Genomic DNA, 22388 nt, shown 5'->3' on the forward strand with positions numbered 1-22388 from the left:
ATGCCTTACTTCGTGGACGTGTACTTCCCGCCCGGTCTGCCCGTCGACCGGGACGAGATCGAGGACGAGCTGAGCGAACTCGACGGATTCGAGGTCGTCGGCGCGGGCACCGGTGAGTCCGGTTCCAACCTCGACCTCGAGGTCTCCTCCGACCTGGCGTCCGGCGATGCCGTCCGTCAGGTCACCGAGATCCTGGAACGGCTGGGCGTCGCGCCCGGCGCCCGGATCAACGTCAGCGACTGAACGGCGCATCGGTACGGGTGGGGAAGCGCACCTTCCCCGCCCGTACCCCTGTGGTGGGGTTGCCCTCACCTCGGCCGATTCTCACAGGGAAGTGGCAGCCGTGCGGCAGGAGCACAAGACCTTTCAGGCGATCGAGGTCGGCGACGGCGGCGACGGGCGATGGGCCGCTCACGCCCGGGGCCTGTGGCGGGAGATGGAGGGTCTGCTGACCGAGGAGGGCCGGACCCCGGAGGGCGCGGATCGTGTGCGGGCGCTGTTCCGTGCGCACATGCCGGAGCTGGTCCCGGTTCTGGAGCGCCTGGCCGGCCAGCTCGACCGGCCGGAGGCGGACGTCTTCCTCACCCACGCGGCTCTGCGGCCGTTCTCCCAGGCGTGCACCCAGATCGGCCGGAACGGCACTCTGCTGCGCAACTATGACCTGCGGCCCGATCAGTGCGAAGGGACCATCGTCTCCTCCTGCTTCCTGCGCCCCGTCATCGGGATGCAGGACATGCTGTGGGGCTTGCTGGACGGGATGAACGACGCCGGTCTCGCGGTCTCGCTCACCTGGGGCGGACGTTCCGTCTACGGAGGCGGTTTCGCTGTTCTCATCGTGGTGCGCTACCTGCTGGAGACGTGCGACACCGTCGACGAGGCGGTCGGCAGGCTGCGATCTCTGCCGATCGCCGTCCCCCAGAATCTCACCCTTGTCGATCCCGCCAAGGAGGTGACGGTGTTCGTGGGGCCGGACATGCCACCGACGGTGGCGCCGGATGCCTGCGCCGCCAACCACCAGCACCTGCCGGTGACCGACGAGCAGGAACGGACCATGCGGACGCAGGAGCGGCTGCGGGCCATCCGCGCCGCGGGCACGGACGTGGCGGCGATGCTGAAGCCGCCGCTGTACCGATCCGCCGACGAGCAGGGGTCGAGAACGCTCTACACAGCTCACTACCGGCCCGTCGACGGCCGGGTGACCTACTACTGGCCCGGTGAGTCCTGGCAACAGTCCTTCGGCGACTTCACACCCGGATCCCGCACCGTGACGCTGGGCCGGGCCGCTGTCGGTGCTGGCGGTGACCGGCTGGATCTGCCGCCGTCCTGACCACCTAGCGGCAGGAGAGGAAGTTGATCGTCGGGCGTCGCGAAATCGCGGTGATCATGGGGTGGTAACAGCGATTTCGTGACGCTGGACGATCAACAGTATCGCGGCTACTTGATGAACCAGCCGGCCAAGTCCCGGATCAATCTGCTCGGCACCCGGCTCGTAGCCATCCGCACCCTGGTCCTCGACATGCCGCCGGCCATCGCGGCACAAGCCCTCGGCTACACCGCCGAATGCGCCGAAGGCCACGCCACCCTGGCCGGAGCCACCTGGGCCAGCTACGCCACCCACCGGTGACGACCCGGCGATCGTGAGGCATGAACCCCTTGACCACGGCTGCGCTCGACGGACGCGGGTCGCGGCAGCAGCAGGCGCATACGGAAGACTGACGAATTCACGACGCTTCAATACGCGATGACGTCGTTATTTTCGCAGCTAGCGCTGATGATGACCTGTCGGACCACGCCCGAGGCGGCGTCGCGGCGAGCGGGAGTCAGCCTTGGTGGAGGCCGGCGGTATGAGGCGGAGCGAGCAGGCCATCGATTGCGGCATGAAACTCGTTCAACGTGTGGATCTGGCCGACCATGTCGAGGTAACGGCGAAATGCTTGACTGAAGTGGTCGGCCAGATGGTCGACCTGTCGGGTCTCATGGGGCGTCTTGACGGTGAGGTAACTCCTGGGGAAGGCGCCGCATTCGCGGTCTACCGCCATGTCGACGAAGATCTCGCCGGGCTCCAGGATGGCGGCCAGGTCGGGGCGGTCGATCTGGCTGAGCGCGGCGGCAAGGGTGTCTCGCCTGCCTGAACGGTGGAGGGCGAACACTGTGAGTTCGGAGCAGGTGTCGCCGGCGAGCATGCGGTCGATGTCGGTGAGCTGCTGGAAGCTGTTCAGCTCGAACAGGCCGGCGAATCCGACGTGATCTGAGTCCCAGGTGTCCTCAGATGGGCGCAGGAAGCTGTTGGTGCGAGCGGGGACGAACCCGTAGTCAGCGGTTTCCCGGTCCGGCAGCTCGATGTCAACCTCGTACTCCCATCGAACCAGCTGTATGGCGCTGCGGTCGACGCCCAGACATTGCGCCACCTCGTCACGGAGGTAGCAGGGAATGACATACCGGCTCCGGCCTGCGGTCAACGCCCAGGTCAGCGCACGCCAGACCGCGAGCGATTCCCCGTACCAGTTGTTGATTCCGTGTCGGTGCCACGGATTCAGGCCCGGATCTTCCGAGTAGTGGTCATGTTTCTGCAAACCTGGCCATACCGGGCTAGGAAGATCCGACTGATCGACGGCGACCGTGTAGGAATGCAACCCGTCTCGGTACCCGTGCTCGAACTTGAGAAAGCGCTCCGGATCTGCCACGTCCCCAGGATGCCGGATCATCCTGCGATCAAGCCGGCGGCAGGTCGCGGTTGTAGGGGTGGCCCGTGGCAAGAAGGTTGCCTGGACCGTCGGGGACAGGTCGGAGGCTGACGAGACGAACCGGCCCACCGCGCTCGCCCCGGACACCCCGGGGGTACTGTCGTCAGCGTGTTGGCACCGTTCACCGCCGGCGGCGTCGTCGATGTGCGGCCCGCGTTCGAGCGCGCCCCTCGAATCCCTGTAGTGAGTCGATGAACCCGGGTGACCACCGGCGCGGCGAGACGGTGCGGGTCGTGCTGGGCGAGGATCTTGCCCTGCTTCGTCACGGTCTCATCCGGATGCTGGAGTCGTCCGGCTTCGACGTGATCGCCTGGGCCGACAACGGTCCCGACCTCAAGGCGGCCCTCATCGAGCACCGGCCCGACGTGGCCGTGGTCGACGTGCGGATGCCTCCCGACCGCACCGACGACGGGCTGCGCGCCGCCATCGAGGCCCGGGCCGTGGTGCCCCGGCTGCCGGTGCTGGTGCTCTCGCAGTTCGTCGAGCCGCTCTACGCCAAGGAGCTGCTGTCGGACGGCCAGGGCGCGGTCGGCTATCTGCTGAAGGACCGGGTCCTGGAGGTCGATCAGTTCATCGAGGCGGTCCAGCGGGTGGCGGCCGGCGGCACCGCGATGGACCCCGAGGTGATCGCCCAGCTGCTGACCGGGCGGTCGCGGGAGCGGTCTCTGGAGCCGTTGAGCCCGCGGGAGCGGGAGGTGCTCTCGCTGATGGCCGAGGGCCGATCCAACGTCGCCGTCGCCCGGCGGCTGTTCATCACGGAGAAGGCCGTCGCGAAGCACATCAACAACATCTTCACGAAGCTCGGCCTGCACCTGTCCGAGGGCGACAACCGCCGTGTGCTGGCGGTTCTCGCGTACCTGGGCGGCTGAGCGGCCGCCCGCTTTCCCGGAGGGCGGCGGGCAAGTCCTGGTCGCCGCGCTGGTGGAGGCGATCGAGCACGCCAACGTCCAGGTGATGACCGTGTGCCACCCGGCTACGGCGACGGCACCGGCACCTCGATGACCAGCGTGGTGCCGCTCACCGGGTCCGGGGCCGGCGTCAGGACGCCGTCGAAGGCGGCCAGCCGCTGCCGGATGCCGTCCAGGCCGCCACCGGGGCGGACCACCGCGCCACCGCGACCGTTGTCACCGACCTGCAGGCGCAGCATGTCGTCCGCCCAGCTCCCGCGCACCCAGGCCCGGGTCGCGCCGCTGTGCTTGACCGTGTTGGCCAGCGCCTCGGAGATCGTGAAGTAGGCCGCCGTCTCGACCGGCTCGGGCAGCCGGCCCGGCACGTCGAGCTCGATGTCGATCGGCAGCGGGATGCGGAGGGCCAGCGACTCGACCGCTCCGATCAGACCGCGGTCGTTGAGCACCTGCGGGCGGAGGCCGGTGATCAGCGCACGCAGCTCGGAGATCGCCTGGGCGTTGTGGGCCCGCGCCTCGGCGAGCAGCTCCCGCGCGGCCGGGTCATGACGGACCAGGTTCTCCACCATGCCCAGGCTCATGCCGAGCGCCACCAGGTGGGCCTGGGCGCCGTCGTGGAGATCACGTTCGATGCGGCGCAGCTCGCCGGCCTGGGCGTCGACGGTCTGCGCCCGGCTGGAGGCCAGGTGTTCCACCCGCTCGGTGAGCAGCCATCGGTCGCCGGGACGCAGCAGGGCCGCGGTCAGCCGGCCGTACGCCCGCATCACCACCGGGGTGAACAGCCAGAAGACGGCCAGACAGGCGATGCCCCACGGCACGCCGATGGTGACCGCGTCGACGGTGTCCTCCACCGTCGCGCCGAAGGGGTAGTCCAGCGCGGCGCCGTCCGGCAGCAACAGCCACAGCAGCGGCAGAGTGAGGCTGAGCGCCCCGGCGGCGAAGGCGATCACCGGTACGGCCAGCAGCACCAGCCCGGCCGTCATGTCGACGAGCATCCAGCGCATGTCACGCCACGTGGCGGGGTCACGCAGCGCGGTGGTGAACCGTGCCCACCAGCCGGTGGCGGGCAGCGGCCGGTAACCGTCGGCGACCGGCATGCCCAGCTCGCGGTCCAGCCAGGCGCGCCGGTGGCCGGCCAGCGCACGGTTCGCGAGGACCGCGCCGGTGAACAGCGGAGCCGTGATCCACAAGAGAGAGAGCGTCAGCGCGGACAGCGCCCAGGTCAGCATCACCAGCTCGCCCAGCACCACGAGGATCAGGACGGCAGCCCAGCCGAGCAACCGCCGCCGGCCGGCGATCAGGCGCGCCAGTTGGTTCGTCATGCCGCTGATTATCCGGATGCGGCGGCGGGTGCGAACGGGACTTAAGTCCACCTTCGCGGTGGGGTTCCTGTACCCCTGACTCCCCGCACCCGGCGCACCAGAATTCGAGACGTCCCCAGTGGAACGTGCTCAGAGAGGCCGCGGTTTTGAGAAAGCGACAGGTCACCGTACGAATCGCCCGGTGGAGCGCCAAGCGCCCGTGGACCGCCATCGGGCTGTGGACCCTGTTCGTGGCGGTCTGCCTCGGCGCCATGTCGATGGGCTTCACCCTGGCCACTCCCACGGAGATCGGCCAGGGCGAGTCAGGCCGCGCCGCGCAGACGCTCGACGACAAGTCGATGGTTCCGGCGACGGTCGAGAACATCCTGATCAGCGCCGATGGGGGAACCTTCGACCGGGCGGCGGCGACCCGTGCCGCCACCGCGGTGCGAGACAGAGCGCGCGGCCTGGCCGAGGTCGAGTCGGTCGGTGAGGCCGTTCCCGCACGCGACGGTGCGTCGTTGCTCGTCCCGGTCACCCTGTCCGGCGACCCGGTCACCGCCGACCAGCGCATCCAGCCGGTGCTCGGCGTGGTGGAGGAGGTGCGCGCCGACTTCCCGGCGCTGCGCATCGACCAGGCCGGTGCGGCTTCCATCCAGGCCGGCATCAACGACCAGCTGGGCGCCGACTTCGTCAAGGCCGAGGTGCTCAGCATCCCGGTCACCCTGATCATCATGATGGTGGCCTTCGGTGCGATCATCGCCGCCGGTGTGCCGGTGCTGCTCGCCCTCACCTCGGTCGGCGCGGCGATGGGCCTGTGGGCGATCTGCTCCCAGGTCATGCCCGACCCCGGCCAGGTGCCCAACATGATCCTGCTGATGGGTATGGCAGTCGGGGTCGACTACTCGCTGTTCTATCTGAAGCGGGCGCGACAGGAACGGGCCCGCGGCGCCGGCCCGATCGACGCCATCGAGATCGCCGCCGCCACCTCCGGGCACTCCGTGGTCGTCTCCGGCCTCGCGGTCATCGTGTCGATGGCAGCGCTCTACCTCTCCAACGACCTCATCTTCAGCTCCCTGGCCACGGGTTCCATCCTGGTCGTCGCGGTGGCCGTGGTGGGCTCGCTGACCGTGCTGCCGGCCCTGCTCGCCAAGCTGGGCCGCTGGATCGACAAGCCGCGGGTGCCGATCCTCTGGCGCATCAACGGCCGCAACAGCGAGCCGCGGCTGTGGCCGGCGCTGCTGCGCCCGGTGCTGCGGCACCCGGCCATCACCCTGGTGCTGTCCGTCGCTGCGTTGCTGGCGATGGCGTTCCCCGCCCTCGACCTGCAGCTGAAGTCCGCGGACATCGACGACTACCCGCGCTCGATCCCGGCGCTCTCCGCCTACGACCGGGTCACCGAGGCGTTCCCGGCGAAGGGCACCAGCCACGAGGTCGTCGTCACCGCCGAGGCGGGCGACGCGTCCGCCGTCGAGGCGGCGCTGGTCCGGCTGACCGACCGGGCGCAGACCTCCGACCTGTTCGCACCCGAGCAGGACCCGCAGCCGCGCACCTCGGCCGACGGTACGGTCCATGTGATCAACCTGGCCACGCCGTACCCGGCCAACACCGCTGAGGCGGAGCGTTCGGTGCGGCTGCTGCGTGACGAGCTGATCCCCGCCACGGTGGGGCAGGTCGGTGGCGCTCGCACCGACGTCGGCGGCGAGGTGGCCAACAGCATCGATTACTCGGCCAACGTCGCGGCGAAGCTGCCGTGGGTGGTCGGGCTGGTGCTGCTGCTCACCTTCATCGTGATGATCGTGTCGTTCCGCTCGGTGGTGGTCGGCCTGGTCGCTCTGCTGGTCAACCTGCTGTCGGCGGCGGCAGCGTTCGGGTTGCTCGTGGCGATCTTCCAGAACGAGTGGGCCGAGGGCATCCTGGACTTCCGGTCCAACGGGGCGATCGTCTCCTGGATCCCGCTCTTCCTGTTCGTCGTTCTGTTCGGGCTGTCGATGGACTACCACGTCTTCGTGGTCAGCTCGATCAAGGAAGCCGCGCAGACCGGCGTCAGCATCCGGCAGGCGGTCTCCGAGGGGATCAGCCGCTCGGCCGGCATCGTGACCAGCGCGGCGATCGTCATGGTCTCGGTGTTCGCCATCTTCGCGACGCTGAGCCTGATCGAGTTCAAGCAGCTCGGTCTCGGCCTGGCCCTGGCCGTCCTGCTGGACGCCCTGGTGATCCGGGGAATCGTCCTGCCGGCACTGATGACGCTGCTCGGGCGCGGTAACTGGTGGCCGGGCAAGCTGCCGGTCGCGCCGTCAGCACCTCCTGATCGGCGACGGCGTCCGGACGCGCTGCCCGCTGGACGGGGGGTGAAGAGCAGTCACTTGACTGACGGCGGCGCTCACGATGCCGGGCACCATGGTGGTTGATCATCGGCGCATCGAGTGCGTTCGCCGAGGTCAACGACACCACCGCCGGGTTCTGAGGAGACCACCGTGACCGCAACTCTTCCGGCGAAAGATCCGCTCTCCCGCGGCGCGGTCTACACGGCCCGGCCGCGCCGGCGCTACGGCTGGCTCGCCGCAGCGGGGGTGCTGGTGCTGATCCTGGCTGTCGCGGCGGTGGTCCTGTCGAAACGCCGTCCCGCCGTGGTCCCGGCCGGCCGTACCGTCGCCGGGGTCGAGGTCGGTGGCCTGAGTGAGCGACAGCTCCGCGGGGTGATCGAGTCCACGGTCCGGTCCCGGGTCGAGCAACCGATCACGGTACGGCTCAGCGGCGCCCGCCGAACCTTCACCCTCGAGCCGGTGGCGGCCGGCGTCCGGCTCGACGTGGACGCGACGGTCCGAGCAACCCTGTCCGGGGCGAGCTCCGCGGTGATGACCGTGGACACCGCCGCGTTGCGCGCGGTGCTGGCTCGCCACGACCGGGCCGCCGTCGACACGCGTGTCGAACTGGCGGCCCCCGCCACGCGCCTGGACGACAAGGGTGACGCGTCGTTCACCGCCTCCACCGCGGGCGTCGAGCGGAAGGCCGGCACCGACGGCTGGTCCGTCGACACCACGGCCGCTGTGGCGGCGCTCACCGCGGCGGCCGGATCCGGCCGTCCCGAGGCGACCATCCCCACCACCCGGCGACCGGCCGGAACGCAACCGGCGAACCTGGCGGGAGTGGACCAGCTGATCGGCTCGTTCACCACGTACCACGGCTGCTGCCAGCCGCGGGTCACCAACATCCACCTCATCGCGCGGACGGTCGACGGCACCGTGGTCGCGCCGGGCGCGACGTTCTCCCTCAACGAGCGGGTCGGTGAACGTACCCGGGCCAAGGGTTATCTGCCCGCACCGGCCATCGTCGCAGGCCAACTGCACGACGAGCTCGGCGGCGGGATCTCCCAGTTCTCCACCACGCTGTACAACGCCGTCTGGTTCGCCGGGCTGCCCAGCCTGAAACACCAGCCGCACACGAAATACATCTCCCGCTACCCGGCCGGGCGGGAGGCCACCCTCGACTGGGGCAACATCGAGAACATCTTCCGCAACGACACTTCGGCGCCGATCGTCATCCGCGCCCGGACCACGGCGACGTCGGTGACGGTCGCCCTCTACGGCCACACCGGTGACCGCCGGGTCGACTCGGTCACCGGCCCGCGCACCCCGGTCGGTCCCGACGGCGGGTTCTCCGTGAGCGTCACCCGCACCGTTCACGACAACGACCGCGAAACCGGCACGACGACGACGCACTGGACCTACAACGGCCTCGACTGAATCCCCGGCAGCGGGGATCGGCCGTGCCGGCTCAGGAGACCGCTCGCCAGATCAGATTGATGGAGAACATTAGTGCGCCGAACCAGCTGATCGCTCCGACCGCGAGGAAGAGAACGAGCAGGGGCTCCGTCTCCGGTTTGCGCTGAGCGGAGCGCCGGCCGGCCGAATCCGGCGCGGTGCCGTCCGCCGGGAATCTGAGGAAGACCACACCGGTGATCGCCAGGACGGTCAGCCCGGTGAGCGCGAAGCCGAGGAAGAGCGGATAGTTGGCCGCCGGGTCGTACCTGCCGTAGGAGGGATCCGGCTCCGGCGAGACTGCGGCGAGGGGGATGGCGACCACCGCCACCAGCACATGGTGGGTGACCAGCGCTGCCACGCTGGTCCAGCCCGCGCCGACCCGGCCTCGCAGGATCACCGCCGACGGGGTCTGCAGCAGAGCTCCCACCAGGACAGCCGCGATGTTCAGAACCACGAGCGTGTACCCGGCCCAGTGCAGGTCGTCACGCAGGGACATCCATGGCCCGGGCTTGTCGGCCAGGTCGTGAGCGGCCATCGTGAGGGCGGTGGCGGCGGCGATGGTGACCGGAACGGCCAGCCACCGCCAGGCCATCGCCATCCCGATCAGCGCTGTGCGCCCCGCTGGTGCGTCGTGCTGCGAGTGCCCGGCGGCGTCCGGTGGAGCCTCGGGCGGCTGCCAGGTGGTGACGAACGGGGGCTGTGGCGCGGCGGCGAGCGGTGGCGCCGCGGGCGGTCGCTCGGACGGGGCGCCGGGCTGCGAGCTCACCGCCGGGTCGAAGGCCGCCGATCGCAGATGGATCGGTGGGCGGGATCGCACGCCGTCGCCCTCAGGCCCGGCGGCCGACGGTATGGGAGATCGTTCACTCATCGCACCCCGCCTGGATCATCGCCACGCTGATGACGATAGCCACGGTGATCGAGGGGCATACAGCGGCGAAGCCCGGGTCAGGTGAGGCCGTGGTAGAGCACGGAGATCAGGGACATCAGGCCGCCGATCCAGCCGAGCCCGCCCAGCATGACCAACGGCAGGACGATGCCGTCCACGCGTCGCTTCGGCGGTTTGTTGTACAGCGGTGACCGGTCGGCCGACACCTTGGGAGTGTCCCGGAAGAAGACGAGCCCGGTCATGGCGACCAGGGTGAGCCCGGTCAGCACGAAGCCGAGGAAGACCGGATAGTGCGTCGAGGGGTCGTACCGTCCGTAGTCGGGATCGGGCTCCGGCGCGATCGCGGCGATCGGAACTGCCACCAGTGCCACCAGCAGATGGTGCGCGAGCAGCGCCGCCACCGTTATCCATCCGACTCTGACCCGGCCGCGCCTGATCACGGCCGGCGGGGTCTGCAGCAGCGCGCCGACGAGCAGGCACGTCACGTTCAGCACCACGAGGGTGTAACCGGCCCAGTGCAACGCGTCCCGCAGCGACCGGAACGGTTCGACGCTCCCGGCGAGGTCGTGCGCGGCCATCGTGACGAGGACGCCGATGACGGCGGTGAGCGGGAAGGCCAGCCAGCGCCCGATCTGTGCGATCCGGAGCAGCTGCGGCCGCCGATCCGACGCCACGCCGGGTCCGGGAGGCACCGACAGTGCCGGTGAACGCTCGTCGGTCATGTCGCCCCTTGTGGGTCTCTCTACGGGCCGCGAACCATATCAAAGTGCCGGTCAGGGGGATGCCCGCGGCTTTCTTCTGCGGCTGTCTGACTCGGATCAGGCCTGGTGCTCGAAAAAAGACTCTCGGCGGCCGCAAAGGTCTAGAGTGGACGGATGCGGGGAGTCGTCGCGGCCGCGCTCGGCGGTCCTGAGGTGTTGCAGGTGACGGAGTTGCCCGACCCCGAGGCGGAGCCCGGTCAGGTGGTGGTCCGGATCCGCGCGGTCTGTGTGCACCCAGCCGACCTCGCCGCCACCACCGGGCGGATTCCCGGCGGGCCCGTGCAGCCGCCGTTCTCGCCCGGGTGGGACATCGCCGGCGAGGTGGTCGCGGCCGGCCCCGGCGCGACGGACCTCGGGGTGGGTGATCGTGTCGTCGGGATGATCCCGTGGTACCTGACGCGGGGTACGCCCGGTGGCTATGCCGAGCTCGTGGCCGCCGACACGGACTGGTTGGTGCGGCTGCCGGACGAGCTCGACTTCGTGTCCGCGGCCACGGTGCCGCTCAACGCCCAGACGGCACACCAGGGGCTGTCGCTGATGTCGCCGGCCGGTGGCAGCATCCTGATCACCGGTGCCAGCGGTGGTGTCGGCGGCTTCGCCACCCGGCTCGCCCTCCGCGCCGGCTTCCGTGTCGTGGCCCAGGCAAGCCACGACGACGAGCAATGGGTACGGGGTCTCGGCGCTCACGAGGTGATTCCCCGTTCCGTCGATCTGGCCTCGGTGGGGCCGGTGGGCGCGGTGTTCGACGCGGTCCCGCTCGGCGAGGCCGCGGCCGCTGCCGTCGAGGACGGGGGAGTCGTGGTGACGACCCGGCCCACGCCGCCCATCGATCCGGCACGTGGCGTGCGCCAGGAGGTGCAGCTCATCCGGCTCGACCGCGAACTGCTGGCCGAGCTGGTGGGGCAGGTGGCGTCAGGGCAGCTGAGCACGCGCGTGGCGGCCACGATGCCGTTGACCGAAGCGGCCGCCGCCCACCGGCGGGTGCTGGCGGGCGGGCTGCGCGGAAAGCTCGTGCTGACGGTGGGCTGACCCGCCATGGCGGGTCAGCGCATGGCGGGTCCCTTGCCGTGTTCAGTACAACGAGGCCGGATCGAATCCCAGGGCGTTGAGGATGCTCGTCACCGCCACCGCGATACCCATCCCGGCCGCGACCAGCACGGCGATCACGAGTGCCGCCGTCGCGATCCCCTTTCCGGCGCCCGTCAGGTCGGTGATCATGATCTTGCGATAGTCGGTTCGCGGCCACTCGATCGGCGGGAGCTTCCGGCCGCCGGCCGGGACCGTGGTCGACCCGGTCCGTACCGGGGCATCGTGACTCGCCCCGACCCGGAAACCATCCCCGGAACCACGGGCCGAACCGTCCCGACCTGAGCGTTGAACCTGCGTGGGTGCCTGCACCATGATGTCGCCTCCTTCGGCCACAACTAGCGCTGTGTTTGCTGTGCTCATCGGCAGCCCGTACCAGCATATGAGAGGACTTTCGGCCTGTTCTGCGGCCGACCGGGTGTGCCGGCCCCGGCGTAACGTCCGTCTCATTGCGGTTTGAGTCCTCGCCGCCCGGGCACTCCCGGGCTCCCGCAGGCTTGGAAGGACCCCGCAGTGGATATCGACGTGTTTCTGACCGGAATCGAACACGGGGCCCGGCTCCACGGCCGCCGCGAAAGCCTGCGGGCGGTCAGCGGCGTACTCGGCGCGCTCGCCGACGTCCTGCCGCCCCGGGCGTCGGAGCTGCTCGAGCCCCACCTTCCCAGCGAGATCCGAACCGGGCTGGCCGGGCGCGCGCGGATCGAGACCCCGGCCTCCTGCCGCGCCTTCCTCGACCGGATCACCGCGATCCTGTACGTGGACCAGCCGGACAACGCGTTCCTGGCGCGCGTGGTCCTGGAACACCTCAACGCGTCCCTGCGGGTGATCAGCCCGGCCGCGTTCGCGCACCTGGTCGCCGCCGATCTGCGCCCGTTGCTGCAGGCGGGGCGCCCGCCTGTCGCCCGTACCCAACCGGCTGCCGGAGCTCTCGTGGACCGCATCCAGGTGCCCGCAGCCGTGCCGGTCCTGCGCAAGCAGCTGGCTTAGGACCCGCGCCGGGCCGCCTCGCCCACATCACCCGGTAGCCGCACGACAGTGCCGCCTGACCCTCCCCGAGGCGGGTGCAGGCGGCGTCGCCCGATGCGGGAGCGTGGCTGACCTCGGCCGCTTCTTGCGGAGCTTGCTGGGAGGCGGCCAGCAGGGCGGCGGAGTCCGCTCCGCGGCGATGAACGGGGTCTTCTATGCGAGCGAAGCCGTCGGTATCTCACGAAAGCGCCCTCCCGCGTTGTCCCGACGATGCCGCCCTGAACAATGGGCAGCGGCCCCGCCGTACAAGGAAAGGTCTTGATCATGGGTTGGAACACCTCGGTGCTTTTCCGTCAGGACGTGACGGCGGACGAGGCTGTGGACGACCTCGCCATCACCGAATTCAGCGGCGAACTGGTCGGAGCCGACCAGGCTACGAGCGCCCTCAAACCCGACGCCCTCTATGCCGCCGAGTCGGGTGGCTGGGTGCAGGTCTGGAACCCGATGATGGATGTGGTCATGGGCTGGGAGCCGACCGACCCGGCCGACGCTTTGCTGGTCTTCTTCAGCAGCGTTTCGAGCACGTACGGCTTCACGCTGTTCACGAATGGCGAACGCACTCGGCATTACGTCTACGCCGACGGTGTGGTGGTCGAGAACGAAGGAACACCCCTGCCGGTCGAGGCCGAGATTGCTCTGCCGTCCTGGGGCCCGGACGAGGACTTCCTCTGGTCGATCATCACGGCGGTCACCGGTCTGCGGTACGACGAAAAGCTGCAGTACCGCGTCTACCCGGTGTGACGGCGTATGCGACGGGCTACCGAGCCGGGTCGATTGTTGCGAGTCCCGCCCCCCGCGGCACCTGAACCGTGATCACCGCGGCGGCGGGAGCTGGCCGGTCCCGACAGCGTGCTGGAGCACCGGTTACGCACCCTGCCGGCGAACGACGGTTGAGCGGGCCGAGCGCGCGAATCGCGGCATGAGAGGACGTCGCGCCAGCATGGGCAGGACATTCTTTACCGTGATGTCGTGCCTTGAAGGTATCGACGATCATGGCCGGCGAGCTTTCCGCTGGAGCTGTTGCTGGACGCCGCCGCCGACCGCGCCGAAGCCGACGCCCAGGCCGTCAAGAAGGCAACCGACAGCGCCGCCGCCCTGGGCGCCTGGGCGGCGGCGCTCGGGCCGGGAGGTGAACGCCGCAGGCGAGGCCACCGGCACATGCGATCATGCGCGGGTGGGACTTCGATGGGCGGCCATGGGCTGCAGCATGCTGGCGATCGTGGCGACGGCCGGCTGCGCCACCCGGCACTTCGAGAAGCAGGCCGAGCTAACGGCACACCGGACCGAGTCGCACGGCGACGGCTATCGGAGTGCCGACGAGCCGGAGGCGATCGTACAGCTGGTGGAGAAGTACGCCGAGGAGAACGGCGGGCAGGTGCTCGGCACCGAGGTGGAGCACGGCGATCGGCCGGGCGGCCGGGTGGACGTGCTGTTCTTCGCCGAGGCCGCGAAGTGGGAACCCGAGGGGCCGGAATGCTGGCGGTTCAGCTTCCGCCAGCCACCGAACGACCCCTATGTCCGCGACATCCTGCACTCGGTGATCGACTGTCCCGAAGACGTCGTGCCCGCGAAAAGGAGCTGACATGTCGTCTGGAGGTACTGGACCGTGTATGAATCGCTGTTCGGCCTCTGGCCGCCGAGTCGAAATTCCTTAGCTTGCGCTTTAGCCTCCGGCCCCAGCCGCGCGTCGCCGCGGAGGACCCGCTGCGTCACCGAGGCCGGCTACGCTACCGTGCCGGTAGGCGAGCCGATGCGTGTTGAGATCGAAGCGGAGCGCGCTTTGTCTGCGGCAATTGAGTGCGTTGAACGCCGGACGTGGATCAGGAAGCGTCTTCTTGTGGCCGGAGTGCGTGCAGGAGGCTATCGAGCTGACCGCGGGCCCGTGCACTGGCGATATGGTGGATATAGTCTCGCGACTCGACAATCAGCCCATCACGGATGCGCATCACAAAGACGCACGGCACCGTGAACTCCTCGCCCGTCTCTTCGACTCGTCCCTGATAGGCGAACTCGGCAACAATCACTTCCGGGTCGGCGGTTTCATGGATCACAATGTCGACCGGTTTACGGTTCAGCGTCCGGGTGATCAGAGGCGGCGCGGTGAAGTGCTCGTGCAGTTCCCTGCGGCTGTGCAACGGCGGTGCGTCGAGTGGATGAAACGGGTGTGTGACCAGCGTCTGTTCGGCGTACAAGTCGGCCAACTCCTCGTACGGGCCGTCGCAGACACCGTGTACCAGTTTGAGAAAGGTTTCGCGCGGGCTGCTCATGCCGTGCTCTCCCCGAATCGGCGACTTCTCTTGCGCGCCACGCCGATATATCCGGCTGGCCGACTCACATTGACGTACCCTACCGAACTTGCAGTGCGCTGTACGGCCCGACGAGCCGGGCATGACCGGCTCGAGCGCACTCACATCGGCACGACAGGATGCTGGCGGGCATGACCACCATCGGCTGTGACTGGGCATCCCGCCAGTGCGCGGAAGGCGGCAGCAGAGTGCGCTGCCGTCTTTGTTCTCTCACCTGTTGGTGAGCGAGACGACGTGGCCGATCTCCCGCATGTGCAGACCTGCGTAGAGCCTGCGTGGCACCGGATGACCGGCATCGCCGCGCGCTCACGATTGCCTGTGTGGCGCCGAGGTTGCGGCGGACGGGCTCGAACAGGACTGATCTCGTCCGCGGGTCGAGCCGGCCCAACCCGGACGCGGCGAACGATCCGTCCGCCGCTTCCGCGACGAGATCACGCTCTTCGCGACGGGGCGGCGTGCTGATGACCGCGAGATGTTCGTCGGCCGCGTGGCTGGAGCCATGTTCGGCGGACCGCACGGACGCGGTAACCAGGGGAAACGGGATGGGCATGCAGGTCCGGCAGATCGGTGAGACTTCGCCGCAACTGCGCGGACCACAGGGCGGGACTCGGCCGAAAAACCTCGCTCGGTGAGCACGCGGAGAGCCTTTTCAAAGACGTGGAGTCGGACCGTCAGAGCCGTTCGAACCGGACTCGGCTGAGCCATCCCGGGTAGTCGCTGAGCACGTACAGCTCGCCGTGCACGTCGGCGGCGATCGCGGTCGGCTGGGTGGGGAACGTGCCGATCGTCGCGGTCTCGTAGCCGCCTCCGCGCTGGGGCCGCACGGCGTACACCCGGGGTGCGCAGTAGTCGCTCGCGACGTAGGTTCCCCACGCCTCGGGGGTCCGCGACCCTCGGTACACCACCCCGCCGATCACCGAGCAACTCTCCGTGAGGAAGTGTTCGTATTCGAAGACGGGGTCGACGTACCGCACGCCTGGCCGGCATTGCTCCTGGTCGAACACCGGGGTGCCCTCCTTGCAGGACCAGCCCAGGTTCGATCCGCCCTGCCAGGGGCGGATGTGGTTGATCTCTTCGACCAGACCCTGGCCGACGTCGCCGATCCACAGCGAGTTGTCGACCGGGTCGACCGAGAACCGCCACGGGTTGCGCAGCCCGTAGAGCCAGATCTCCGGCCGTGCGCCCGGTGTGCGGACGAACGGGTTGGTGGCGGGCACGCAGTAGGGTTTCGCCCCGCAGGCGCGGCTGACGTCGATCCGCACGATCTTGCCGAGCAGGGTGCTGAGGTCCTGACCGGCTTTGAAGGGGTCGTTCGCGTGGCCGCCGTCGCCGGTGGACCAGTAGAGGTAGCCGTCACGCCCGAACGCGACCTGCCCGCCGTTGTGGTTGCCGTACTCGGCGTGCTCCTGGGTGAGCAGCACCTGCAGCCGTTCCGGGGCGGCGAGGGGCAGCCGCGCCAGTGTCAGCGCGCCGGCCGGCAGGCTCGTGTAGGCGACGTAGAGCATCCCGGTCCGGGCGAAGTTCGGCGCGGGCGTGATGCCGAGGAGGCCTCGTTCGTTGTCCGACGTGTCGATGCGGGCGGTCAGGTCGAGCACCGGCTCGGCCGCCAGGCCGGTGTCGGGGTGGTAGGCGCGGACGGTGCCGTTCTTCTCCGCTATCAGCATCCGGCCGTCCGGCAGCCCGGTGAGCGCGATCGGGCGCTGCAGACCGTAAGCGACCTGTTCCGACACCACGCTCAGTTCGCTGAGTGGCACCGCGTGGGTGGCAGCTGGGCCGGCTGCGGCGGTGCCGGTCGCCGACACCGAGGTCAGCAGCAGCGCGGACGAGGCGAGAACGAGCAGACGGGCCAGGATGGTGGCCGGGCGGCGTCGCGACATGTCCAGCTCCTTGAGCAGAGTGGCCGATCGGTCCGGGAGCGCTCCCATCGTACATCGAAGATTGGCTATGGGTTGGGAACGGCCGCCGGTCAGCGGGAGAACTCCCAGCGCAGCTCCGCGGACTCGGCGACGACCAGCACGCGCGGATACTGGTCGTCGGGACGCGCGCTGATGAGGAAATATCGCCCACCGGAGTACTGCAGCAGGCGCAGGCCGTCGTATCGGTAGCGGTAGCCGGAGTCATCCGGGCCGAGGCGGGTCTCCGTGACGTCCGGGGCCTGCAGCCACAGGCGATCGGAGCTGTAGATGGTGACGGCCGCCAGCTCGTCGGGGTCAGCCGTGATCCGGGCGGCGTACGCCGAGCCGACCGCGCCCGCCAGCCGCTCGACGTCCCAGAACACCGCCAGGGTGAGCGCCACCAGCAGCAGCCCCCGCACCGCCGGCGCCAGGCGCTCCCGCGGCGCCAGGCGCCGCCGCAACAGGTCGGCGTAGGCCGTCGACAGCAGCGCCCCGGTCAGGCACACCGGCAGCGCCAGCCAGCGCAGGCGGGGAAAGAACAAGAGCATTCCCAGGTACGCCGTGAGCCAGAGCGGCCAGGAGAAGGCGGCGAAGCGGGCGACCCACAACACCCGGGCGCGCAGCGGCGGCTGGTGGTCCGCGCGGGCCAGCAGGCGGTGGTGCGCCCAGGCCAGGACGAGGGCGGCGAGCACCGGCACCAGCAACGGTACGTACAGGACCAGCACGCTCTTCATCACGAAGTCCTGCACCGACATGCCGGTGACGGCCACGTCGTAGCCGAGAGCACGCGTCTCGGCGCGGGTGCGTATCCAGCCGAAGTAGAACATCAGCGCCGTGGCCAGAGCGATCGGCGAGCCGACGACCGCGACGGTGTGCAACAGGCCGGCGCCGTCGGGTCCGGTGCGGACCGGGCCCGCCGGGTCCGGTCGTGGACGCAGACCCGGGCGCCGGCCGGGCGTCCGCATTCAGCCACCCTCCGGTACAGGGCTGCCGCTGCCGGCCGCCGTCACCGATGGTTCCCGGTATTCGTAGGCGCCGATCGACGCCCAGGAGTAACCGGACACCGAGACGTCGATCCATCCCGGGTCGTCGCCGGCCGGGGTGACCACGGTCGCGGTGGTGCCGCCGGGGCCGGGCACCGCCGCGACGCTGGTCACCCCGAAGTCGACACTCTCCGCCTCCTGCAGGTTGACCCCGGTGACGACGACCGTCTCACCGCCGGCCAGGGAGCCGTGATCGGGCTCCACCGCCGTGATCCGCGGGCACGTCGTCGGAGCGGTGGAGTCCTCGGGCGCGGTCACGATCCTCGTACCCGGTGATTGGTGGTGGATCCGCACCAGCGCGGCCAGCATCGCTCGGGCGTCGTCGTCGAAGCACTCAAAATCCGCGGGGTCGGCGGACTCCAGTCGCCGCAGGCCGTCCTCCGCCTGCGCCCAGAGGTCCGGGCGATCGCGGAACGCCGCGGAGCAGGCGGCGCCGGCGCTCGCATAGAGCGTGCGGCCCGGCTCGTCCAGCCCTTCGGCGGTCGCGGTGACGTCGTCGCAGGAGGTCACCGAGAAGGCGTCGTAGGCGGCAAGGGTCGAGTCGCCCGACCCGCCCGGCGCGAAACGCACGAGCCAGTCGATGATCTGTGACCCCTTGGTGGCCGGTCCGGACGAGCCCGGCAGAGTTGCCGCGGGCGAGGTGGTCGCCCTGGTGGTGGAGGGGATGGCCGTACCCGACGAGGGTCCGGTCGTCTTGTCGGCCGGGCCGGTAGGAGTGGTACGACGCGAATTGCCGCCGATCCCGATGCGCGGAGATCCGGACGGCGTCCCGGCGGTGGGCGATCCCGAGGACGGCGTCCCCGGCCTCAGTGAGCCGGACGACGGCGACCCGGACGGCGGCGACCCGGACGGCGGCGACCCGGACGACGGCGACCCGGACGACGGCGTCCCGGCGGTCGTCGACGGCTTCACCGCGCAACGTGCCAGGGCGGCCACCAGCAGGATGACAGCGAGCAACGCCGCACCGGCGGCCGCTGCCACCGGAGGTTTCCGCAGATCGACGTGGTGAAGCACCGCATCCGGCTTCCGCCCATGGGGCCACCGCCCGGTGCGGCGGCTCCCACGTTGAGCATCACCCGGCCGGGCCAGGACGGGACCGCTCTGCTCAACATCCGACGCTCACCGCCGATGATGCTGTCGGGGCTCAGCAGCTTGATGGTCGAGCCGGCGGCTGCTTGGGGACGCGGTTCCGGGCCCCGTCAGGCCACGATCGACCCGGCGAGGACGTAGCGCTTGCCGCCGATGCCGCGCACTCCCGGCATGGTGATGGCGGCGAGGCACTCGTGCGGCAGCGAGCTCTGCCCGAACCGGACGTGTGCCTCCTCGTCGACCCACTCGGCCCAGTTGAGCACGCGGGTGCCGTCGACGCTGAGGTGGAAGTGGGACGAGATCAGCCCGGGAAACGGCTTGCCCAGCGGCCCGTCGACCAGCGCGTCCGCCGACCGCCGCTGCCGGTCCCGGCCGTCCACGTCGAAGACCGGAGCGACCAGGAGACCGGGGACGCTGCCCGGCTCCAGGACGTTGCCGCGATACAACCGGTAGCGCACCGGCTCGGCCATCTCCTCGTCGGGCTCTCCGTGGCCCCCGCCGGAGACGAAGGCGCGGTAGGCGTCGTCGCTGGTCCACTGTGCATAGGTCAGCACGTTCTCGTCGTCGGTGCTGACGAAGGCGCTGACGGACAGGAAGCCGTCAGGCAGAGAGGGACCCCGGTACGGCGCCATGACCCGTTCGACCTCGGCGCGCTGCGCGTCGGCGGACCCGACATAGCGGGGGGCCACGAGGACGACGCCGACGCCGGGCCGGTTGACGTCGGGGAACGTGTCTGCGGGTGCGGTCATGGTGTCATCCTCCACGTTGGTCGATCGACATGAGCCGGGAGCCGGGACGCGGCCGGGTTCGCCGCGCGGCGGATCAGCCCGGATACGGAGTGCGGTGCCTCGCGTCCCGCAGCGCTCCCGCCCACCACGACAACTGGCGCATCATCTGATGCAGCGCCGCGGTGGCGGCCTGGTCGGGGTACTCGACCCGCGGGTCCTCGGCCGGCCCCCACGGGTTGTGCAGGCTGACCGAGTCACGGACGGTGACCGCGTGCAGCTCGGCGAAGACCAGCCGCAGTGCCTCCACGGCGCGCAGGCCACCGGCCATCCCGCCGTAGGAGACGAACGCGACCGGCTTGGCGCGCCACTGTTCGCGCACCGCATCGATGGCGGTCTTCAGCGGGCCGGGGAAGCTGTGGTTGTACTCCGGCGTGATGATCAGGATGGCGTCGGCCTGCCCGATGGCGCCGGCGAACGAGGCGCTGTCCGGATGCGGGCTCATGTCGGCGGGTATCACCAGGTCACACAGGTTGATGACGTCGGTGTCGACGCCCGCCTCCACCAGGCTCTTGTGGACCCAGGCGCCGACCCGGGGAGCGAAGCGTCCTTCGCGGACGCTGCTGTTGATGACGGCGACGCGGGGCGGCGCTCCGGGGTCGGGCGTGGTCATCGCTGGTCTTCCCTTTCATGTTGAGCTGCTTGTCGCCGTCGGTGACCGCGGGCGATCACGGGCGTGGCAGGAGAGGCCGGCACCGTATGTTGTGTCGACCAATATTGGTTCACTCAACATAGTGGCGAGGGCGATTCTCCGGCAACCGGGTGACGTAAAATGGCGGTCATGATCTGGCCCGACCGCCTGGCCCGGCTGGACGCCTTCGTCGCCTGGCACGCCGCTCAACGAGCGCACCGCCTGCTCTGCGACCACCTGGACACCACCGGGCTGCGCATGCAGCACTACCGCGTGCTGGCCGGCATGCTGGAGCTGGGGGAGTGCACCCAGGCCGAGCTCAGCCGCGCGTTGGAGCTCGACGCCGGCAACCTCGTCCTGCTTCTCGGCGAGCTCGAGCAGCGCGAGGCCGTCACCCGTACCCCTGATCCGGCCCACCGCCGGCGCAACCTCGTGCGTCCCACGGACCTCGGCCGCCAGATGTTCTCCGAGATGGACAAGGCCGTCAACCAGGCCAACGATCTCTTCCTGGCGCCGCTGGACGAGGCCGAGCGGGCCCAGTTCCGCAGCATGCTGACCCGCCTCGTCGGCGACGCCGGCTGACCCTCACCGCCCGGCTCGCCGCGCGTTGACCAGCGCCGTTCCCGGCGGCGCCCGACGTGACCCGCGGCGGCCTGGAACGCTGAGCAGGAACCGCAGGCCGGCGTCCCGGCAACCCGTCGTCGTCAGAGTGGCGTGCCCGGCAGGTGGCTGCCGTGCACGGCCACGCGTTCCACCGTCGACTCACCCGTCAGGAAGCCGGCGGCCGTGATCCGTGCGACGGTCTCCCGGTAGGCCGGTGACGTCTCGAGCGCGTCCGCGGCCGTCGCGTCCTGCCAGAGCGTGACGACGGTGCACCGCTCGCCGTCGCGGCCGAACAGCAGGCCGCGGAAGCCGGGCTGCGCGGCGAACATCGGCAGTGACTGCTCGGCGGCGAAGCGCTCGTACTCCCCGGCGCGGCTCTCGTCGACGCGGGTGCGCCAGATTCGCATAATCATGATCAGATCGTGCCCCAGCGGCGACTACCCGGACACCACCGATCCGCCACCGATATCGCCCTGGCCGATCCCGCCGACCGTCACCCTTGCGGCACAGTAGGCCTGCGCAGGTCACCCGCGGGGCAGTACGCCCAGCAGGGTGGCGGTCAGAGCCTGCCGCAAGTAGTCCTTCGGGTCCAGGTGGAGGGCGAGCAGGCCGCGGCGCGGATTCCCACGACATGGCCGTCCAGCAACGGTTGTGGGCCGTCTCCGAAGACCTCACCGGCGTGACGTTCCCCGCCGTCCTGCACCGTGACCCGCTCGGCGAGCGCTGCGCCGCCTGATCAGCGGCGCTGAACGCCGGTGCGATCGGCTACCGGGGACGGTGCTTCCCGCGTACCAATGAATCATGTTTCTCGCGGAAATCCGGCTGGACGTGGCGCCGGACGAAGGCCATCCGTTCGATCTGCCGGTGGTGCGGGCGCTGCGGGACGGCCGCGGGCTGCGGTTTCGCACGCCGGTGACGTTGCTGGCGGGTGACAACGGCAGCGGCAAGTCGACGCTGATCGAGGCGATCGCGGTGGCGGCCGGGTTCAATCCCGAGGGCGGGACGACGGCGTTCCGCTTCGCGACGCGGGCCACCGAGTCGTCGCTCGGTGAGCATCTGACGCTGTCGCGGGTGGCGGGGCGCAAGCCGCGGACCGGGTTCTTCCTGCGGGCGGAGTCGTTCTACAACGTCGCGACCGAAATCGAGCAGCTCGGGGTGGTCGGCTCCTACGGTGGGGTGTCGCCGCACGAGCGGTCGCACGGTGAGTCGTTCCTGGATCTGGCGGTGCATCGGTTCGGGCCGGGCGGGCTGTATCTGCTGGACGAGCCGGAGGCGGCGCTGTCGGTGAACGGCTGCCTGGCGCTGCTGGTGCGCATCGCCGAGCTGGTGGCGCAGGGCAGCCAGTTCGTCATCGCCACGCATTCGCCGGTGCTGCTGGCCTGCCCGGAAGCCACGATCCTGGAGATCGGCGGGGACGGGCGGATCGGCGAGGTGGATTACGACCGGGCCGAGGCGGTCGCGCTGACCCGCACGTTCCTGGCCGATCCGCAGCGGATGCTGCGGCGCCTGCTGCAGGACGATCGGTGACACCCGGGTGGACGACCTGTGGTTCTCTGACCGTTT

25 protein-coding genes are annotated in these 22388 nt (G+C 70.0%); 13 read left to right on the forward strand and 12 right to left on the reverse strand.

Features of this window, described 5'->3' with window-relative positions; genetic code table 11:
• The 3 genes from AMIS_RS13070 (at position 1) to AMIS_RS13080 (ending at position 1624) form a co-directional block, all read left to right on the forward strand.
• Positions 1 to 243: a hypothetical protein gene (locus tag AMIS_RS13070; RefSeq protein ID WP_041830801.1), complete on the forward strand. Its 243-nt coding sequence runs from the start codon at positions 1 to 3 to the stop codon at positions 241 to 243.
• A 100-nt stretch (positions 244 to 343) separates the two neighbouring features.
• The gene (locus AMIS_RS13075) at positions 344 to 1327 is read left to right on the forward strand and encodes a C45 family autoproteolytic acyltransferase/hydolase (RefSeq protein WP_014442764.1); all 984 of its coding nucleotides are present in this window, start codon (positions 344 to 346) and stop codon (positions 1325 to 1327) included.
• 78 nt (positions 1328 to 1405) lie between these two features.
• Entirely contained in the window at positions 1406 to 1624 is a 219-nt protein-coding gene (locus AMIS_RS13080) for a hypothetical protein (protein ID WP_014442765.1), read from the forward strand.
• A 196-nt stretch (positions 1625 to 1820) separates the two neighbouring features.
• Here AMIS_RS13080 and AMIS_RS13085 read toward each other — a convergent pair whose 3' ends face one another.
• Complete coding sequence (locus AMIS_RS13085) at positions 1821 to 2684, reverse strand: hypothetical protein (RefSeq protein WP_231859295.1); 864 nt, start codon at positions 2682 to 2684, stop codon at positions 1821 to 1823.
• Positions 2685 to 2935: 251 nt separating this feature from the next.
• On the opposite strand from AMIS_RS13085, the gene AMIS_RS13090 reads away from it, so the two are divergent.
• Entirely contained in the window at positions 2936 to 3613 is a 678-nt protein-coding gene (locus AMIS_RS13090) for a response regulator transcription factor (protein WP_014442767.1), read from the forward strand.
• Between the two features lie 104 nt (positions 3614 to 3717).
• Here AMIS_RS13090 and AMIS_RS13095 read toward each other — a convergent pair whose 3' ends face one another.
• Positions 3718 to 4971, reverse strand: coding sequence for a sensor histidine kinase (locus AMIS_RS13095; protein ID WP_014442768.1), 1254 nt, complete (start codon positions 4969 to 4971; stop codon positions 3718 to 3720).
• A gap of 146 nt (positions 4972 to 5117) precedes the next feature.
• Between AMIS_RS13095 and AMIS_RS13100 the strand changes: the two genes are divergently transcribed.
• A complete protein-coding gene (locus tag AMIS_RS13100) occupies positions 5118 to 7361 on the forward strand; it encodes an MMPL family transporter (RefSeq protein WP_157434840.1) in 2244 nt (747 codons plus the stop codon).
• Positions 7362 to 7427: 66 nt separating this feature from the next.
• Positions 7428 to 8696: a VanW family protein gene (locus AMIS_RS40500; RefSeq protein WP_014442770.1), complete on the forward strand. Its 1269-nt coding sequence runs from the start codon at positions 7428 to 7430 to the stop codon at positions 8694 to 8696.
• Positions 8697 to 8727: 31 nt separating this feature from the next.
• On the opposite strand, the gene AMIS_RS13110 is transcribed toward AMIS_RS40500, so the two are convergent.
• Together AMIS_RS13110 and AMIS_RS13115 are read right to left on the reverse strand one after the other, a co-directional pair.
• Positions 8728 to 9531, reverse strand: coding sequence for a hypothetical protein (locus AMIS_RS13110; RefSeq protein ID WP_014442771.1), 804 nt, complete (start codon positions 9529 to 9531; stop codon positions 8728 to 8730).
• 128 nt (positions 9532 to 9659) lie between these two features.
• Positions 9660 to 10322 carry a hypothetical protein gene (locus AMIS_RS13115; protein ID WP_014442772.1) on the reverse strand — a complete coding sequence of 221 codons (663 nt, stop codon included), beginning with the start codon at positions 10320 to 10322 and terminating at the stop codon, positions 9660 to 9662.
• A 153-nt stretch (positions 10323 to 10475) separates the two neighbouring features.
• On the opposite strand from AMIS_RS13115, the gene AMIS_RS13120 reads away from it, so the two are divergent.
• A complete protein-coding gene (locus tag AMIS_RS13120) occupies positions 10476 to 11390 on the forward strand; it encodes an NADP-dependent oxidoreductase (RefSeq protein WP_014442773.1) in 915 nt (304 codons plus the stop codon).
• 42 nt (positions 11391 to 11432) lie between these two features.
• Here AMIS_RS13120 and AMIS_RS42620 read toward each other — a convergent pair whose 3' ends face one another.
• Positions 11433 to 11579, reverse strand: a complete 147-nt coding sequence (locus AMIS_RS42620) for a hypothetical protein (protein ID WP_157434841.1) — start codon at positions 11577 to 11579, stop codon at positions 11433 to 11435.
• Between the two features lie 381 nt (positions 11580 to 11960).
• Here AMIS_RS42620 and AMIS_RS13130 point away from each other — a divergent pair, with 381 nt between their 5' ends.
• The 3 genes from AMIS_RS13130 (at position 11961) to AMIS_RS13140 (ending at position 14055) form a co-directional block, all read left to right on the forward strand.
• Positions 11961 to 12434 (forward strand): DUF2267 domain-containing protein, encoded by a 474-nt coding sequence (locus tag AMIS_RS13130; protein ID WP_014442775.1) that lies wholly within the window; start codon positions 11961 to 11963, stop codon positions 12432 to 12434.
• 264 nt (positions 12435 to 12698) lie between these two features.
• On the forward strand, positions 12699 to 13214 hold the full coding sequence (locus AMIS_RS13135) for a hypothetical protein (RefSeq protein ID WP_014442776.1): 516 nt from the start codon (positions 12699 to 12701) through the stop codon (positions 13212 to 13214).
• A gap of 433 nt (positions 13215 to 13647) precedes the next feature.
• Complete coding sequence (locus AMIS_RS13140) at positions 13648 to 14055, forward strand: hypothetical protein (protein ID WP_157434842.1); 408 nt, start codon at positions 13648 to 13650, stop codon at positions 14053 to 14055.
• Positions 14056 to 14293: 238 nt separating this feature from the next.
• Here AMIS_RS13140 and AMIS_RS13145 read toward each other — a convergent pair whose 3' ends face one another.
• The 4 genes from AMIS_RS13145 to AMIS_RS13160 all read right to left on the reverse strand — a co-directional run bounded on the left by AMIS_RS13145 (position 14294) and on the right by AMIS_RS13160 (position 18287).
• Positions 14294 to 14740, reverse strand: a complete 447-nt coding sequence (locus AMIS_RS13145) for a nuclear transport factor 2 family protein (RefSeq protein ID WP_014442778.1) — start codon at positions 14738 to 14740, stop codon at positions 14294 to 14296.
• Between the two features lie 710 nt (positions 14741 to 15450).
• On the reverse strand, positions 15451 to 16656 hold the full coding sequence (locus AMIS_RS13150; RefSeq protein WP_041830805.1) for a PQQ-dependent sugar dehydrogenase: 1206 nt from the start codon (positions 16654 to 16656) through the stop codon (positions 15451 to 15453).
• A gap of 89 nt (positions 16657 to 16745) precedes the next feature.
• A complete protein-coding gene (locus AMIS_RS13155) occupies positions 16746 to 17639 on the reverse strand; it encodes a hypothetical protein (RefSeq protein WP_014442781.1) in 894 nt (297 codons plus the stop codon).
• A complete protein-coding gene (locus AMIS_RS13160; protein WP_014442782.1) occupies positions 17640 to 18287 on the reverse strand; it encodes an IPT/TIG domain-containing protein in 648 nt (215 codons plus the stop codon).
• Positions 18288 to 18297: 10 nt separating this feature from the next.
• Here AMIS_RS13160 and AMIS_RS13165 point away from each other — a divergent pair, with 10 nt between their 5' ends.
• Entirely contained in the window at positions 18298 to 18726 is a 429-nt protein-coding gene (locus tag AMIS_RS13165; RefSeq protein ID WP_014442783.1) for a hypothetical protein, read from the forward strand.
• 190 nt (positions 18727 to 18916) lie between these two features.
• Here the strand turns inward: AMIS_RS13165 and AMIS_RS13170 are convergent, their stop codons facing one another.
• Entirely contained in the window at positions 18917 to 19555 is a 639-nt protein-coding gene (locus AMIS_RS13170; RefSeq protein WP_014442785.1) for an antibiotic biosynthesis monooxygenase, read from the reverse strand.
• A 73-nt stretch (positions 19556 to 19628) separates the two neighbouring features.
• A complete protein-coding gene (locus tag AMIS_RS13175; RefSeq protein WP_014442786.1) occupies positions 19629 to 20204 on the reverse strand; it encodes an NADPH-dependent FMN reductase in 576 nt (191 codons plus the stop codon).
• Positions 20205 to 20372: 168 nt separating this feature from the next.
• Here AMIS_RS13175 and AMIS_RS13180 point away from each other — a divergent pair, with 168 nt between their 5' ends.
• Positions 20373 to 20804 carry a MarR family winged helix-turn-helix transcriptional regulator gene (locus tag AMIS_RS13180; RefSeq protein ID WP_157434843.1) on the forward strand — a complete coding sequence of 144 codons (432 nt, stop codon included), beginning with the start codon at positions 20373 to 20375 and terminating at the stop codon, positions 20802 to 20804.
• Between the two features lie 122 nt (positions 20805 to 20926).
• Here the strand turns inward: AMIS_RS13180 and AMIS_RS13185 are convergent, their stop codons facing one another.
• Positions 20927 to 21238, reverse strand: coding sequence for an antibiotic biosynthesis monooxygenase family protein (locus AMIS_RS13185; protein WP_014442788.1), 312 nt, complete (start codon positions 21236 to 21238; stop codon positions 20927 to 20929).
• Positions 21239 to 21626: 388 nt separating this feature from the next.
• Between AMIS_RS13185 and AMIS_RS13190 the strand changes: the two genes are divergently transcribed.
• Positions 21627 to 22352, forward strand: coding sequence for an AAA family ATPase (locus AMIS_RS13190; RefSeq protein ID WP_014442790.1), 726 nt, complete (start codon positions 21627 to 21629; stop codon positions 22350 to 22352).
• Positions 22353 to 22388 lie beyond the last annotated feature (36 nt).

The organism is Actinoplanes missouriensis 431, assembly GCF_000284295.1.
Lineage (GTDB): Bacteria > Actinomycetota > Actinomycetes > Mycobacteriales > Micromonosporaceae > Actinoplanes > Actinoplanes missouriensis.

Bases quoted from the DNA above. Each gene is read 5' to 3' on its own strand.
- AMIS_RS13120 (WP_014442773.1), top strand. From the start codon at position 10,476: ATGCGGGGAGTCGTCGCGGCCGCGCTCGGCGGTCCTGAGGTGTTGCAG.
- AMIS_RS13070 (WP_041830801.1), top strand. From the start codon at position 1: ATGCCTTACTTCGTGGACGTGTACTTCCCGCCCGGTCTGCCCGTCGAC.
- AMIS_RS13190 (WP_014442790.1), top strand. From the start codon at position 21,627: ATGTTTCTCGCGGAAATCCGGCTGGACGTGGCGCCGGACGAAGGCCAT.
- AMIS_RS13175 (WP_014442786.1), bottom strand. From the start codon at position 20,204: ATGACCACGCCCGACCCCGGAGCGCCGCCCCGCGTCGCCGTCATCAAC.
- AMIS_RS13155 (WP_014442781.1), bottom strand. From the start codon at position 17,639: ATGCGGACGCCCGGCCGGCGCCCGGGTCTGCGTCCACGACCGGACCCG.
- AMIS_RS13150 (WP_041830805.1), bottom strand. From the start codon at position 16,656: ATGTCGCGACGCCGCCCGGCCACCATCCTGGCCCGTCTGCTCGTTCTC.
- AMIS_RS13135 (WP_014442776.1), top strand. From the start codon at position 12,699: ATGGGCAGCGGCCCCGCCGTACAAGGAAAGGTCTTGATCATGGGTTGG.
- AMIS_RS13170 (WP_014442785.1), bottom strand. From the start codon at position 19,555: ATGACCGCACCCGCAGACACGTTCCCCGACGTCAACCGGCCCGGCGTC.
- AMIS_RS13095 (WP_014442768.1), bottom strand. From the start codon at position 4,971: ATGACGAACCAACTGGCGCGCCTGATCGCCGGCCGGCGGCGGTTGCTC.
- AMIS_RS13180 (WP_157434843.1), top strand. From the start codon at position 20,373: ATGATCTGGCCCGACCGCCTGGCCCGGCTGGACGCCTTCGTCGCCTGG.
- AMIS_RS13090 (WP_014442767.1), top strand. From the start codon at position 2,936: ATGAACCCGGGTGACCACCGGCGCGGCGAGACGGTGCGGGTCGTGCTG.
- AMIS_RS13185 (WP_014442788.1), bottom strand. From the start codon at position 21,238: ATGATTATGCGAATCTGGCGCACCCGCGTCGACGAGAGCCGCGCCGGG.
- AMIS_RS13115 (WP_014442772.1), bottom strand. From the start codon at position 10,322: ATGACCGACGAGCGTTCACCGGCACTGTCGGTGCCTCCCGGACCCGGC.
- AMIS_RS13145 (WP_014442778.1), bottom strand. From the start codon at position 14,740: ATGAGCAGCCCGCGCGAAACCTTTCTCAAACTGGTACACGGTGTCTGC.
- AMIS_RS42620 (WP_157434841.1), bottom strand. From the start codon at position 11,579: ATGATCACCGACCTGACGGGCGCCGGAAAGGGGATCGCGACGGCGGCA.
- AMIS_RS13165 (WP_014442783.1), top strand. From the start codon at position 18,298: ATGATCTGTGACCCCTTGGTGGCCGGTCCGGACGAGCCCGGCAGAGTT.